General features: G+C 59.4%; 9 protein-coding genes. 6 read left to right on the top strand and 3 right to left on the bottom strand.

Going from position 1 to position 13,666, the window contains the following annotated elements; all coding sequences use genetic code 11:
- Positions 1-10 precede the first annotated feature (10 nt).
- Together C8275_RS01825 and C8275_RS01820 are read left to right on the top strand one after the other, a co-directional pair.
- Positions 11-1,117, top strand: a complete 1,107-nt coding sequence (locus C8275_RS01825) for a sulfotransferase (protein WP_022383358.1) — start codon at positions 11-13, stop codon at positions 1,115-1,117.
- A 121-nt stretch (positions 1,118-1,238) separates the two neighbouring features.
- The gene (locus C8275_RS01820) at positions 1,239-2,195 is read left to right on the top strand and encodes a PCMD domain-containing protein (protein WP_022383357.1); all 957 of its coding nucleotides are present in this window, start codon (positions 1,239-1,241) and stop codon (positions 2,193-2,195) included.
- On the opposite strand, the gene C8275_RS01815 is transcribed toward C8275_RS01820, so the two are convergent.
- The gene (locus C8275_RS01815; protein ID WP_022383356.1) at positions 2,189-2,587 is read right to left on the bottom strand and encodes a PH domain-containing protein; all 399 of its coding nucleotides are present in this window, start codon (positions 2,585-2,587) and stop codon (positions 2,189-2,191) included. The two genes, C8275_RS01820 and C8275_RS01815, sit on opposite strands and share 7 nt — an antisense overlap.
- Before the next feature lie 119 nt (positions 2,588-2,706).
- On the opposite strand from C8275_RS01815, the gene nadB reads away from it, so the two are divergent.
- The 3 genes from nadB to C8275_RS01800 all read left to right on the top strand — a co-directional run bounded on the left by nadB (position 2,707) and on the right by C8275_RS01800 (position 9,693).
- Positions 2,707-4,290: an L-aspartate oxidase gene (gene nadB / locus C8275_RS01810; RefSeq protein ID WP_106483851.1), complete on the top strand. Its 1,584-nt coding sequence runs from the start codon at positions 2,707-2,709 to the stop codon at positions 4,288-4,290.
- Positions 4,291-4,729: 439 nt separating this feature from the next.
- Complete coding sequence (locus tag C8275_RS01805; protein WP_106483850.1) at positions 4,730-7,972, top strand: TonB-dependent receptor; 3,243 nt, start codon at positions 4,730-4,732, stop codon at positions 7,970-7,972.
- A gap of 20 nt (positions 7,973-7,992) precedes the next feature.
- Positions 7,993-9,693, top strand: coding sequence for a RagB/SusD family nutrient uptake outer membrane protein (locus C8275_RS01800; protein ID WP_106483849.1), 1,701 nt, complete (start codon positions 7,993-7,995; stop codon positions 9,691-9,693).
- 188 nt (positions 9,694-9,881) lie between these two features.
- Here the strand turns inward: C8275_RS01800 and C8275_RS01795 are convergent, their stop codons facing one another.
- Together C8275_RS01795 and C8275_RS01790 are read right to left on the bottom strand one after the other, a co-directional pair.
- Positions 9,882-10,382, bottom strand: a complete 501-nt coding sequence (locus C8275_RS01795) for an HU family DNA-binding protein (RefSeq protein ID WP_106483848.1) — start codon at positions 10,380-10,382, stop codon at positions 9,882-9,884.
- A 424-nt stretch (positions 10,383-10,806) separates the two neighbouring features.
- Entirely contained in the window at positions 10,807-12,213 is a 1,407-nt protein-coding gene (locus C8275_RS01790; RefSeq protein ID WP_106483847.1) for a glycoside hydrolase family 28 protein, read from the bottom strand.
- 248 nt (positions 12,214-12,461) lie between these two features.
- On the opposite strand from C8275_RS01790, the gene C8275_RS01785 reads away from it, so the two are divergent.
- On the top strand, positions 12,462-13,631 hold the full coding sequence (locus tag C8275_RS01785; protein WP_106483846.1) for a FecR family protein: 1,170 nt from the start codon (positions 12,462-12,464) through the stop codon (positions 13,629-13,631).
- Positions 13,632-13,666: the final 35 nt, after the last annotated feature.

Here is a 13,666-nt window from a genome sequence, read left to right as displayed (position 1 = left end):
TTCATTCACTATGGGCTTACTGGAATTTAACAAACTACCTATCAATACGCTCGTGGGCGCCGACTGGAAGACCTTCGGCGACATCACCCGCGGACGCACCATAGACCCTGCATACCGGGGCAAGTACAGACTGACGAAAGCCGTGTGCCGGTTGCTTTCGCCACTCGCATCCATCCAGGACCGGCGCTACGCGAAGCTGTTGGCGGACCGCCCGCTGGAGCATGACCCGGTATTTATCCTCGGTCACTGGCGCAGTGGGACGACCTTCATGCACAACGTCTTCTCCTGCGACAAGCACTTTGGCTACAACACGACCTATCAGACCGTCTTCCCGCACCTGATGATGTGGGGGCAGCCTTTCTTCAAGAAGAACATGAGCTGGCTCATGCCCGACAAGCGTCCGACGGACAACATGGAGCTTGCCGTCGACCTGCCGCAGGAGGAGGAGTTCGCCCTGGCGAACATGATGCCCTACACCTATTATAACTTCTGGTTCCTGCCCCGTCACATGGAGGAGTATGCCGACCGCTACCTCCTCTTTGACAAGGTCACGCCCGAGGAACTGCGAGTATTCGAGGAAACCTTCACGAAGCTCATCAAGATTTCTCTGTGGAACACCGGCGGGTCGCAGTTCCTCAGCAAGAACCCGCCCCATACGGGACGTGTACGCGAGCTGGTGAAGATGTTCCCCAATGCCAAGTTCATCTACCTCATGCGCAACCCCTACACCGTGTTCGAATCGACGCGAAGCTTCTTCACCAACACCATCCAGCCGCTGAAGCTGCAGGACATCACTCCTGCCGAACTGGAGGCAAACATCCTCGACATTTACGCCAAGCTCTATCACAAGTATGAGGCGGACAAGGCGTGCATCCCCGCAGGCAACCTCGTGGAGGTCCGCTTCGAGGATTACGAGACCGACGCCTACGGTATGACCGAAGACATCTACCGCCGCCTGTCGCTCCCCGGATGGGAGGAGGCACGCGACGACATCGCCCGCTACGTAGGCAAGAAGAAAGGCTACAAGAAGAACAAGTATGCGTACGACGAACGGACCGTCCGCCTCGTGCAGGAACATTGGGGCTTCGCCCTGGAGGACTGGAAGTACGAGCTATAACCCACGGCTTCTCCCGGGCCCTTCCCCGACGGGAGGACCTGAGGAGCAGACCTGTTTACTGATTGACAGACCGGACGCACGGACCGTGCGTCCCTACAACTAGACAAACGAAAGAATGCACATGCGAATCATCCCAACTCTTGCGCTGGTTGCCCTCCTGGGCAGTTCGACACTCGTCCGGGCACAGCAACGGGAAGAGCCGCTTCCCTTCGGCAACATGGACCAATGGGTCAAGCGCGAAATCAAAGAGTCCGCCATCATCGGTGGCGAGTTGAAGAATATCTATGCCGTAGGACCTACGAGCACCATCAAGGGCGAAGTGCCCTACAAGCCGACCGGCGGTTCCCCTTGGGCGACATCGAACGTCATGGCCAAGGTCGTCGGCATCGTCAAGACCAACTCATCGGTCTTCCCCGAGGCACGTGGTAACGGTTACTGTGCCCGTCTGGATACCCACATGGAGAGTGTGAAGGTGTTCGGTCTGGTGGACATCACCGTCCTGGCTGCCGGCTCGCTCTTCCTGGGCGAGGTCCACGAACCCATCAAGAGTACCAAGAACCCCAACGGGCTGCTCCTCATGGGCATCCCCTTTAGCAAGCGGCCCACAGCGCTCCGGTTCGACTACAAGGTGCGCATTGCGGACGCACCGCAGCGCATCCGTGCCACGGGATTCAGCCGCACGGGCAAGGTTGCCGGCAAGGACCATGCTGCCGTCGTCTGCCTGCTACAGAAACGCTGGGAGGACGCCGAGGGCAATGTCTACGCCAAGCGTGTGGGCACCTTTGCCATCCAGTACAGCCAAAGCACCGACTGGCACAACGCCGCTACCTACAACATCCTCTACGGCGACATCACGCACAACCCCGCCTACCGTGCCGAATGGATGAAGCTCAACGCCTACGAGTACAACACGGTCAATAGCCACGGGAAGAGCGTCCGCATCCAGGAAGTGGGATGGGCTGCCCCCGACGAGACGCCCACTCACCTTGTACTCCAGTTCGCTTCGAGCCACGGCGGTGCGTACATCGGTTCGCCCGGGAACTCCCTGTGGGTGGACAACGTGAAGCTGGTCTACTGAGCCTTTCTCCGGCGCGTCACTTCCGCGATGAACTCTTCCTCCTTCACCGGCATCACTGCCACATGCTTCTCCTCGCCGTAGACCAGCAGCAGGTAGGAGTACAGGCTCTTGCCGGCGATGCGCATGCGTCGGCAACGTTCGATGCGCCGCAGGCTCTCCAGCGGAATGACACGCGGACGGGAGAAGCGTCCGTAACTCACGATGAGCCGTCCGTCGCCCGTCAGGGTGTACGTGGTGTGGATGATGCGCTCCACGACGACTACGAGCAGGACCAGGGTGATGGCGGCACAGACGCCCATGTGGTGCCAGAACGAGAGACAGGTGCCTGCGGTAAGCAGCACCAGGAAGAGGTACATCGAGAAGTGGATGCGGGCGTGAAATATCTTGTCCATGGTGGTAACGGTTGGTTTAGGACGCGCAAGTTACAAAATAGTGAAGAAAAACAAGAAGCCCAGCACCGGGTAAATGTGCTTTTTTGTAGCTTTGCACCCAATAAATGCAACAAACTGCCATGATTCATCAATACGATTACCTAGTTATCGGTTCGGGCATCGCAGGCATGAGCTTTGCCCTCAAAGTGGCCGAACAGGGCAAGTCCGTCGCCATTATCTGCAAGACGGAGCTGGAAGAGGCCAATACGTATTTTGCACAAGGGGGGATTGCCTCTGTCACCAATCTCCAAGTGGACAACTTTGAAAAGCATATACACGATACCCTGGTGGCGGGCGACTGGATCAACGACCGCGCTGCCGTAGAGATGGTGGTGCGCCGCGCCCCGTCGCAAATCAAGGAGCTTATCCGCTGGGGCGTCGACTTCGACCGGAACGAGGACGGTGGCTTTGACCTGCATCGCGAAGGCGGACACTCGGAGTTCCGCATCCTCCACCACAAGGACAACACTGGCGCTGAGATACAGACCAGCCTGATCGAAGCCATCAAGCGTCAGCCGAACATACACATCTTCAACCACCACTTCGCGGTGGAAATCATTACGCAACATCACCTGGGCATCATCGTCACGCGCTATACGCCGGGCATACGTTGCTTCGGCGCCTATGTGCTCAATGAGGACACGGGGCGTGTCGATACCTTCCTGTCGCGCATCACCGTCATGGCGACGGGAGGCTGCGAGGCGGTCTACCGTAACACCACGAACCCGCTCGTGGCGACGGGCGACGGCATCGCCATGGTCTACCGTGCCAAGGGAGCTGTGAAGAATATGGAATTCATCCAGTTCCACCCCACCGCGCTCTTTCATCCGGGCGACCGTCCCTGCTTCCTCATTACCGAGGCAATGCGCGGCTACGGCGGCGTACTCCGCACGCTGGACGGGAAGGAGTTCATGCAGAAGTACGACGAACGCCTCTCGCTTGCCCCGCGCGACATCGTGGCACGTGCCATCGACAACGAGATGAAGCAGCGAGGCGAGGACCACGTCTACCTCGACGTGACGCACAAAGACCCCGAAGAGACCAAGCGACACTTCCCCAACATCTATCAGAAGTGTCTGAGCCTGGGCATCGACATTACGCGCGACTACATCCCCGTGGCTCCGGCGGCGCACTACCTCTGCGGAGGCATCGTGGTCGACCTTGACGGACAGTCGAGCATCCGTCGCCTGTACGCCCTGGGCGAATGCTCATGCACGGGGCTGCACGGAGGCAATCGCCTGGCGTCGAACTCACTCATCGAGGCGGTGGTCTATGCCGACGCGGCTGCCCGCCATTCGCTCGAAGTCGTCGACCGTTACGACTTCAACGAGGACGTGCCCGAGTGGAACGATGAGGGCACTATCTCGACCGAGGAACGAGTCCTCATCACGCAGAGCGCCAAAGAGGTGAACCAGATTATGGAGGCATACGTAGGCATCGTGCGCAGCAACGTCCGCCTGACACGGGCATGGAACCGCCTCGACATCCTCTATGAGGAGACCGAACGCCTCTTCAAGCACAGCAAGGCATCGCGCGAGCTGTGTGAACTACGCAACATGATCAATGTGGGCTACCTCATCACCCGTCAGGCGATGGAGAGGAAGGAAAGCCGGGGACTGCACTTCACGCTCGACTATCCGCATCCTGCCAACACGGAGCATTGAGCATAGCCTTCTACGGAATAGTATAAGGGCGACCCACGCGGCCGCCCTTTTATGTATCCGGACGTCGCGCATCCGTCTGAAACTGCATATTTATACAATATGACGTCCGGGCATGTCCCTGCAACGGACGCAAAAGGATGTTAATCTGTTTGGTACAAAGGAACTTGTATATAAGGGAGAAAGCTTATGCAACGGGTGTCCCTCTCTACGTAAGAGATGCACTAATGGTTGCAAAAGTATGCAATAATATCAGAAAAGCAAGTAATAAGCCTAAAGAATTTAGAGCACAATCCTGAAATTTATGAAGTATCAACCCCCTTTTCTTCTACGATTCGAAACCTAAACCACTGTTATTGTTATCAAATTCATCTCTTACGTAGAGATGCATATAGAGAGACCTTATAATATTACAGTTTCACCAAAGCAAAGGAGAGATTATATGAAGAGAAGATTCTTTCTGTGGCTCGTCTGCGTGTTCCTCAGCGTAGGCGTAGCTTTGGCTCAGACCACAGTGACGGGAACAGTGGTTTCCGCGGACGATGGTCAGCCGGTAGTGGGAGCGTCCGTATTGGTCAAAGGCACACGACTGGGTGCCGTCACCAATATCGATGGCAAGTTCACAGTGGCAAACGTGCCCCATTCAGCCAAAACCTTGTTAGTGTCCTTCATCGGCATGCAGACGCAAGAGGTCGCCATCCGTCAGGGACTCATCCGTGTGGAACTGAAGGCAGACACCAAGCAGCTTGATGAAGTGATGGTCGTCGCTTTCGGTACACAGAAGAAGTCGTCGTTCACCGGGTCGGCAGCCGTGCTCGGTTCGGAAGAACTGTCGAAGCACGTGACGACCGACGTGACCAATGCCCTCGTGGGCAGTACGCCGGGACTCCAGCTGCGCGGCGGCATGGGCACGCCGGGCGGGTCGGAAGACACCAAGCTCCAGATCCGCGGCGTCTCCTCGCTCTACTCGGAGACCAAGCCCCTCATCATCGTCGACGGGGCACCCTACAGCGCCTCGCTGAACAACATCCCGCAGGAGGACATCGAGTCGGTGACCGTCCTCAAGGATGCGGCTTCCGCTGCCCTCTACGGTGCGCGCGGTGCCTCCGGTGTCATCATCGTCACGACAAAGACCGGCAAGAACAAGGTCGCCCAAATCAATGTCGACATGAAGTGGGGTGCCAACACCCGCTCGGTGCAGGACTATGAGACCATCTCCGACCCGGGGCTCTACTACGAGACCTTCTACGGACAGTACTACGGCTACTTCACCGACCGTGGGTCTACTCCGGCAGAGGCAAACCAGAAGGCGAACAAGTACGTGCTCAACCACTTGGGCTACAACATCTACACCGTGCCCGACGGAGAGCTGCTCATCGGCGCCGACGGCAAGCTGAACCCGCACGCCACGCTGGGCCGTTCCTATCAGGCGAACGGAGAGACCTACTACCTGACGAACGACAACTGGCGCGACGCTGCCTACCACACCGCCTTCCGTCAGGAGTACAACGTCAGCGCATCGGGAGCGATGGACAAAGGCTCCTTCTATGCGAACATGAACTACCTCGACGAGGACGGCATGATCGAATTTTCGGGCTACAAGCGTCTTGCCGCCCGCTTCAAGGCGGACTACCAGGCGAAGTCGTGGCTCAAGCTCACCGCCAACGTGGGCTATACCAACTCGACCACCCGGTCGAACCCGAACCTCAGCGCCACCGCGTGGAACAACACCAACCTGATGTACTACACGTCGCTCATCGCGCCCATCTACCCCATCTACGTCCGGGTGCTCGACGCGGACGGCAATCCGCAGGTGCGCACCGACAGCCACGGCAACCCGCAGTATGACTACGGCGTGGCAGCCACCAACTATCCGGGACTGTCGCGTCCCTTCCTCTCGCCGGGAAACCCCCTGGGCGCAAACCGTTACAACGACTACAAGAAACGGCTCAACAAGCTGAACGGCACCTTCATGGCGGACGTCACCCTGACCGACTTCCTGAAGTTCAACGCGACCAGCACCCTCGACTGGAGCAACCGGAAGGACTCGGAGCTGCAGAGCGGACTCTACGGTCCCAAGGTTTCGGTCAACGGACAAATTGAGAAGAAGGCGAAGGAAATCATCGAGCAGAATCATGTGCAGACGCTCACCTACTTCGACCGCTTCGGCAAGCACAACGTGAACGCCCTGCTCGGTCACGAATACTACGACCGCAAGACCACCTGGCTCTCCGCCTACGGCATGGGACTCTTCTCCGAGGCAATCCCCGAGCTCGATGCCGCAGCCAAGAAGGCGGACGCCTCCTCCTACACGGAAGAGTACAACGTCGAAGGCTACTTCGGAAGCGTACAGTACAACTACGACGACCGTTACTTCGCCTCGGCATCTTACCGCCGCGATGCGTCCTCACGCTTTGCCAAGGACCGGCGCTGGGGCGACTTCTGGTCGGTGGGTGCAGCCTGGCTGATTAACAAGGAGGCATTCTTCCACGCCCCCTGGGTAGACGAGCTGAAGCTGAAGTTCTCCATCGGCCAGCAGGGCAACGACAACATCGGTGAAAGGACGATGGCGATGAGAGAATTTGCCTTCACCGACATGTACAACCTCGTTGCCGCCTCCGACTCACAGATGTCAGCCACGTTCTGGCGCATCGGTAATCCCGAGATTACCTGGGAGACCGCCACGAACCTCAACATCGGTCTGGAGTTCTCCCTCTTCAGCGGACGCCTGAGCGGCAGCCTCGACTACTACAACAAGACCACGACCGACCTGCTCTTCTGGCTCTCCGTCCCCGAGGCGGCTGGGTCGCGCGGCTACTACGGCAACGCCGGTGACATCCGCAACTCAGGTGTCGAGCTGAGCCTTGTCGGCTCTCCCGTCCGCACGAAGGACGTCGACTGGAGCCTGTCGTTCAATATCGCACACAACAAGGACAAGATTCTCCGCCTCCCTGCCTCGAAGACCGCGCTGACCGGCGGCTTCATCGAACAGGGCTTGTGGTATGTCGAGGGCGGTCCCATCTACAACAAGTTCCTTCCCGAGTATGCCGGAGTGAACGAGAAGGGCGAGGCGCTCTACTACGTCGACTCCCAGCTGGGTGCCGGTGTGACCAACCGTCCGGGAACCAACCGGGACGAGACGACCACCGACATCAACAGTGCCACCCGCTATGCGCAGGGACGCAGCATGCCGGTCGCTTACGGCGGATTCGGCACACAGCTCACCGCCTACGGCTTCGACCTCTCGCTCTCGTTCGACTACCAGCTCGGCGGCAAGATTTATGACTCGGCTTACCAGGAACTGATGTCGAACACCGCGTCCGCGAGCGATGCCGGGCGTGCCTTCCACAAGGACGTGCTCCGCTCCTGGACACCCGAGAACAAGACGACCGGACTGCCGCGCCTCTACTACGGCGACAAGTACACGGGAGGAGACTCCGACCGCTGGCTGACCAGCGCGCGCTACCTCAACTTCCAGTCGTTCTCCGTGGGCTACACCCTGCCGCAACGCGTTGTTGCCCGCCTGGGACTGAACAAGCTCCGCATCTACGCCACGGGCGAGAACCTCTACTTCTGGTCGGCACGCAAAGGTCTTGACCCGCGCTATGCCTACGACGAGACCGAGGCACTCACCGTCTATTCCCCCATGCGCACCATCATGGGTGGCATCCAACTGTCGTTCTAACCTTCAAACACGTACAAAGCATGAAACAGATAGCAAAGATATTCTCCATCACTGCCGCCGCAGCGGTACTCCTGTCAGGATGTATCAAGGAAATCGTTCCCCAGGGCGGAAAGGCGAGCTTCGACCAGGCGAACGAGGCGGAAGGCTCCTATGACAACTTCGTGGCCGCCATCACCAACTCGCTGGCAGGCTCTTTTGCCTACAGGCCGGCATCCCAGTGGCCCATTGATTACGGTTATCCCTCCTTCTTCCTCTCGCGCGACGTCATGGGGCAGGACATCACCCTCGAAGAGCAGGACTGGTATGTGACCCAATACGGATGCGGCACCAGCCTGGGCCCGTCGTACGCCCTGGCACAGGTGCCCTGGACCTACTACTTCATGTGGGTCAAGTCGTGCAACATCGTGCTGGAGATGGCAGGCGACGAGCCGTCCGCTGAACGCCGCTCCGGAGCCGGCATCGCCCACGCCATGCGTGCCATGTTCTACATGGACCTCGCCCGGATGTATGCGCCCAAGTCCTACGCCAAGGACCCGAACGCGCAGACAGTCCCCTGGGTCAGCAACGACACCCAGCTGTCCGAGCTGCCGACGACACCCCGTCTGACCAACGAGCAGATGTGGGGGAAAATCCTGGAAGACCTTGACAAGGCGGAGCAGTACCTCGCCGACTACAAGCGTCCCAACGTCTACACACCCGACCTCTCCGTGGTCTACGGACTGAAGGCGCGTGCCTACCTGACGATGGAGAAGTGGAAGGAGGCCGAGGACTATGCCAGGAAGGCGCAGCAGGGCTACACCGTGATGACGGAGGACGTGTTCAACTCGCACACCGACGGCTTCAACACACCCAACGGCGCATGGATGTTCGCCCTCACGTTCAAGGACAACGACGACAACATTCTCCAGAACGACGCCGACGGCTCGTGGGGCTCGCAGATGATTATCGAGGTGTCGCCGTCAGAGTGCGGCTATGCCGCCAACTACGGCCAGCCCAAGCGCATCGACCGTCACCTCTTCGAGACCATCCCTGCCACCGACTTCCGCAAGAAGGGCTTCATCGACTTCGCCATCGCCGAGAGCTTTGAGAAGGCAGCCGGCGACACCCTGGGCGCCCTCAGGAAGCTGGAAGCCTACACCGACGACCCCGAAGGCATCCTGACGACCGCCGAAGCCACCACGTCGGGCACGGTGGGCGGTCTGGAGCTGAAGTTCCGTCCGAAGGGCGGCGAGCACGCCAACCAGTACAAGGCGTTCACCGTCGCCGTCCCCCTGATGCGCGTGGAGGAGATGAAGCTCATCGAGGCTGAGGCTGCCGGCATGCAGGACGAGGCACGCGGCATCGCGCTGCTCACCGCCTTCGCCCAGACGCGCGACCCGCAGTACGTCTACGGCAAGCACAGCGCCGAGACCTACGGCAGCACGTATGCCAAGCCGTTCCAGAACGAAGTCTGGTGGCAGCGCCGCGTCGAGCTGTGGGGCGAGGGCTTCGCTTTCTATGACATCAAGCGGCTCGACAAGCAGGTCATCCGCAGCTATGCAGGCTCCAACCACATCGAGCTGTACCGCTGGAACGCCGACGTCTACAATAAGGTCGAGGGCACGAACTACCCCGACTGGATGACGCTCTGCTTCCCGCAGACGCAGACGAACTACAGTAACATCGAGCCGAACCCCATTCCGGTTGCTCCGACCGCGACTTCGCCCGAGCATAAATGGTAAAAATCGGACACTCATACGTATACATTGAAACATTCCTGAAGATCCGCTTCTGAAGCCGGCAGGTCCCATGGCGTTGGGGCTGCGCCGGCTTTTTTCGCGTCCGCCGGTCGCGGAAAACAAAAAGGGAGCGTCCCTTGTGCAGGAACGCTCCCCGAGGTGTCACCCGGTCAGACCGCCGGGCGGATGGCTCAAACTCCTTCGTCCGTGTCGCCTCCCTCACCGCTGTCGGCAGGAGACTCCGGGTCGGGCACGATGCCGCCCTTGCCGTCCTCCGTCAGCAGGCTGTCGGCCCGGCGGAAGGTGTACTCCGTCAGCATGGCGCGGGTGGCGGTGGTGCCGTTCGGATTCCGCTTGCGGGCAGGCATGAAGCGGAGCATCAGCTGCGCCTGTTCCGGCGACACGTCTTCCTCCTTCTCCACGCCCTTGCCGACGGAAGTCAGCGTCAGGTAGAACGTGCCCAGCCCGTCGAGGGTCACGCTGTGCGAGTCGCGCAGGTGGCGCGTGATGACGGTGACGAGGTTGGCGATGGTGCTCATCACGTCGCCGGGGCTGAGTGCCGACAACTCGGCAACCTCTTTTGCCAGCCCTTCGGTCTTCACGCGACCGACGGTGACCACACGCGGATGGTAAAGGCGCTTCTTGTTCTTGCTCTCGATGTTCGATTGGATGGCTTTGTAAAGTACTGTCATGGTGTTTAAGATTTAAATTAGTTAGACTTTGGTTGATTGTTGTGCGATTCCCGTTGCTTCAGCTCCCCGGGGCCGTGCCTCCGTCGTTGAATCACATTGCAAAGATAGACCGCCTTCACTCCCTGTGCAAGCAAAAACACCCGTTTGCGTTCACACTTGCGTTCACACGCATGTTGAATTGTAAAGATTTATGTATTTTCTCAATCCGCTGTAAGCCAGTTGGTTACTGCGGATGGGTCGGTACCGTCGTACGGACGCGTCGCCACGCTCGTACGGACGCGTCCGCACCACGCTGCGGACAGGTCCGTACGACGGTAGCGACCTGTCGGTAGTGCACTGTAAACAAAATTCTCAATGCCTTCTGTTGCATCTTCCGTGTCCTTGGGAAAAAGACGGAGGCACGTCCGGCAGTGCGGGAGCGTCGTCAGTTGTCGACCGCCTTTCCGTTGATGCGGAAGTTGTCGAAGTGCAGCCCCTTTGCTCCCTGGATGCTCAGCGGCTTCCGTTCCACCCCGTCGAACGAGCTGTTGGTCACGCTCACGTTCTCGATGTTCATGCGGTCGTCATAGCCCGTGATGAGTACCCCGTACTGGCTCTTGCCACTTGTCACGTGGTCGAGCATGACGTTGCGCACATAGGGCGGATAGCTGCGGTCGCAGTCCTCGCCGCTCTCGTAGAGCAGGTTGATTTTCAGCACCGCCTCGCGACACTGCCCGACGTCCACCCGGCGTACGTAGACCCCGTCGACGACACCGCCGCGGCAGTTGTTCGTCTTGATGCGGATGACGCGGTCCAGGTTCGGGCTGTCCATGCGGCAATCCTCGACATAGACGTTGCGGCATCCGCCGGAAATCTCGCTTCCGATGACCACGCCCCCGTGGCCGTCCTTCATCTCACAGCGGCGGACGATGATGTTGCTGCTGGGCGTGTCCCAGCGCCGTCCGTCCATGTTGCGCCCGCTCTTGATGGCGATGCAGTCGTCGCCCGTGTCGAAACGGCAGTCCTCGATGAGCACGTCGTTGCACGACTCGGGGTCGCAGCCGTCGCTGTTCGGTCCGTGGCTGAAGATGTCGACGCCGCGCACGGTGAGGTCCTCGCAGAAGAGCGGGTGGATGACCCAGAAGGGCGAGTTGCGCAGGCTGACGCCCTCGATGAGCACACGCGTGCAGTGGCAGAGGTTGATGAGTTGCGGACGCAGCCCGTCCTCCAGCGTCATCTGCCGCAGGGCAACGGGCGTCTGTGTCTCGCCGAAGCCCAGCAGGCGTTCGCGTCCGCCCCGGGCGGCGCTGATCATCCCTTCGCGCCAGCCGAAGCGTTCAGCGTTGCCACACATGTGCCACCAGCTGTCGTTGTCCGCCTGTCCGTCGATGGTGCCCTGTCCGGTGATGGCGAGGTTGGTCTCCCCGCGGGCATAGATGAGCGGACGCAGGTTGTAGCAGTCCACGCCCTCCCAGCGCGTGAGGACGGTGGGAGTGTAGAGCGCCTTGTCGGTCGAGAACTTCAGGCAGGCACCCTTCTCCAGGTGCAGGTCGACGTTGCTCTTGAGAGTAATGGGTCCCGTGTAGAACGTCCCCTGGGGTACGACGACGTGTCCTCCTCCGGCGAGCGAGCAGGCGAGGATGGCACGGTCGATGGCTTCGTGGCAGAGTGCGAGCGAGTCGTCCGGCCGTGCTCCGAAGTCCGTGATGAGGAAGTTGCGTTCAGGGAAGGAGGGTTGTTCGATGCCGGCTTCCACGTCGGCATAGCGTGTCCAGGGTTGGTCTTGTGCATACCCCGGGAGGGTGCATCCCACGGTGAGGAGGATGCAGCAGAGGAGTTTTTTCAGTTCCATAAGTTACTCGTGTTTGTGTGTTTCCGTCGGCTAAGTTCAGCAAGAAAATCGGGTTGTGCAAGTCTACGCCTATTATTATTAAGGCGGCTGCCTTGTAGGGGAATGTCGGGGTGACAGGGACCGCCCTTGTCGATAAACGGATGCTTGAATGTGAAAGAATGTTATAATTCACCCCTGCGATTCATGAATCCTGTCCTTTTTTGTGTTGTACGGTAAAGAAACCTGAATAAAGCCAAAGACGAATCCTCATGGAACAACGTACCGACAAACCCTTTTTCTCACCGGACGAAGCGCAATGGAGCGAAGCCGAGCGTGCCGCCTTCCGCCAGTGGCTGGAGCGCGACGGGCACGAACGTCTGTTGCGCCGGTGGGCGGACTCTGACGAACTGCAACGTGACCTCATCCGTCTGCGTTACCTCGAAGAGAGGCGCGAGGCGAATCTGAACCGCTTCCTTCGGGCGGCGGAGAAGGGCGGCCGAAGGACGAACGTGCGTCGGCGTGTGTGGGCTGCTGCCGCCTCGGTGCTGCTCGTGCTGGGCTGCGCCTGGTGGTGGATGGGGCAGGGGAGCGGTCTCGTCAGCGGATACATAGCTGCCGACTATGCTCCTGCATCGCTCACGGTGACCCCCTCGCTGGAATACAAGCTCGGCGGACGCACGGAGCATCTGGAGATTCTGGGCGTACGCATCCGCATGGAGGATGACAGGATAGCCTACACGGCGGGAGAGTCGGTCCTGAAGGATACGGTCATTGCCGACAGCCTGCTCTATCACGAGGTGGTGGTGCCCCGCGGACGCATGTGTGAAGTGGAGCTGACGGACGGCACGCGGATAAAGCTCAATGCGGCTTCACGCCTGCGCTATCCCATCGCTTTCCACCCCGACAGCACGTCGCGCACGGTCTGGCTCGACGGGGAGGCTTACTTCGACGTGCAGACCGACTCCGTCCGTCCGTTCATCGTGAAGGCATCCAACGTGGAGACACGTGTCTACGGCACGAAGTTCAATGTCAAGGCATACGCCCGCGACGCCCGGGCACGGGTGATGCTCGAAGAGGGACGGCTCGATGTCGTGGGGCGCGACGGACGGGTGCACCGCCTTGTGCCGGGTGACTATGTGGCGTATGACTATGCCGGACTCAGGGAGCACGAACGCGGGGTGGATGCCGCGGAGGTGACCTGTTGGCAGGACTACCGCTTCTTCTTCAAGAATGAGATGCTGATGTTCATAGCCGCCGACCTGGAGCGCAAGTACGACGTGAACATCTACTTTGATAATTACAAGGCGTCGACCTTCCGCTTCTATGCTCGCACGCACCGCTGCGAACACGTGGAGGAGGTGCTCGACCTGCTGCGTTACACGCAGAAGATAGACTATCGCGTCGACGGGCGCGACATCTACATCCGTTTGCATGAATAAATCCATTCATATAGAGTTGAGAACTTAAAAACAGT

This window comes from Bacteroides sp. Marseille-P3684 (assembly GCF_900291465.1).
Lineage (GTDB): Bacteria > Bacteroidota > Bacteroidia > Bacteroidales > Bacteroidaceae > Phocaeicola_A.
The sequence above is the reverse complement of the archived record's forward strand: the minus strand, read 5'-3'. Positions and strand labels throughout refer to the sequence as shown.

What these genes read in the sequence shown, in the direction of transcription:
- nadB (WP_106483851.1), top strand. Translation starts at nt 2,707, where the DNA reads ATGATTCATCAATACGATTACCTAGTTATCGGTTCGGGCATCGCAGGC.
- C8275_RS01820 (WP_022383357.1), top strand. Translation starts at nt 1,239, where the DNA reads ATGCGAATCATCCCAACTCTTGCGCTGGTTGCCCTCCTGGGCAGTTCG.
- C8275_RS01805 (WP_106483850.1), top strand. Translation starts at nt 4,730, where the DNA reads ATGAAGAGAAGATTCTTTCTGTGGCTCGTCTGCGTGTTCCTCAGCGTA.
- C8275_RS01825 (WP_022383358.1), top strand. Translation starts at nt 11, where the DNA reads ATGGGCTTACTGGAATTTAACAAACTACCTATCAATACGCTCGTGGGC.
- C8275_RS01790 (WP_106483847.1), bottom strand. Translation starts at nt 12,213, where the DNA reads ATGGAACTGAAAAAACTCCTCTGCTGCATCCTCCTCACCGTGGGATGC.
- C8275_RS01795 (WP_106483848.1), bottom strand. Translation starts at nt 10,382, where the DNA reads ATGACAGTACTTTACAAAGCCATCCAATCGAACATCGAGAGCAAGAAC.
- C8275_RS01785 (WP_106483846.1), top strand. Translation starts at nt 12,462, where the DNA reads ATGGAACAACGTACCGACAAACCCTTTTTCTCACCGGACGAAGCGCAA.
- C8275_RS01800 (WP_106483849.1), top strand. Translation starts at nt 7,993, where the DNA reads ATGAAACAGATAGCAAAGATATTCTCCATCACTGCCGCCGCAGCGGTA.
- C8275_RS01815 (WP_022383356.1), bottom strand. Translation starts at nt 2,587, where the DNA reads ATGGACAAGATATTTCACGCCCGCATCCACTTCTCGATGTACCTCTTC.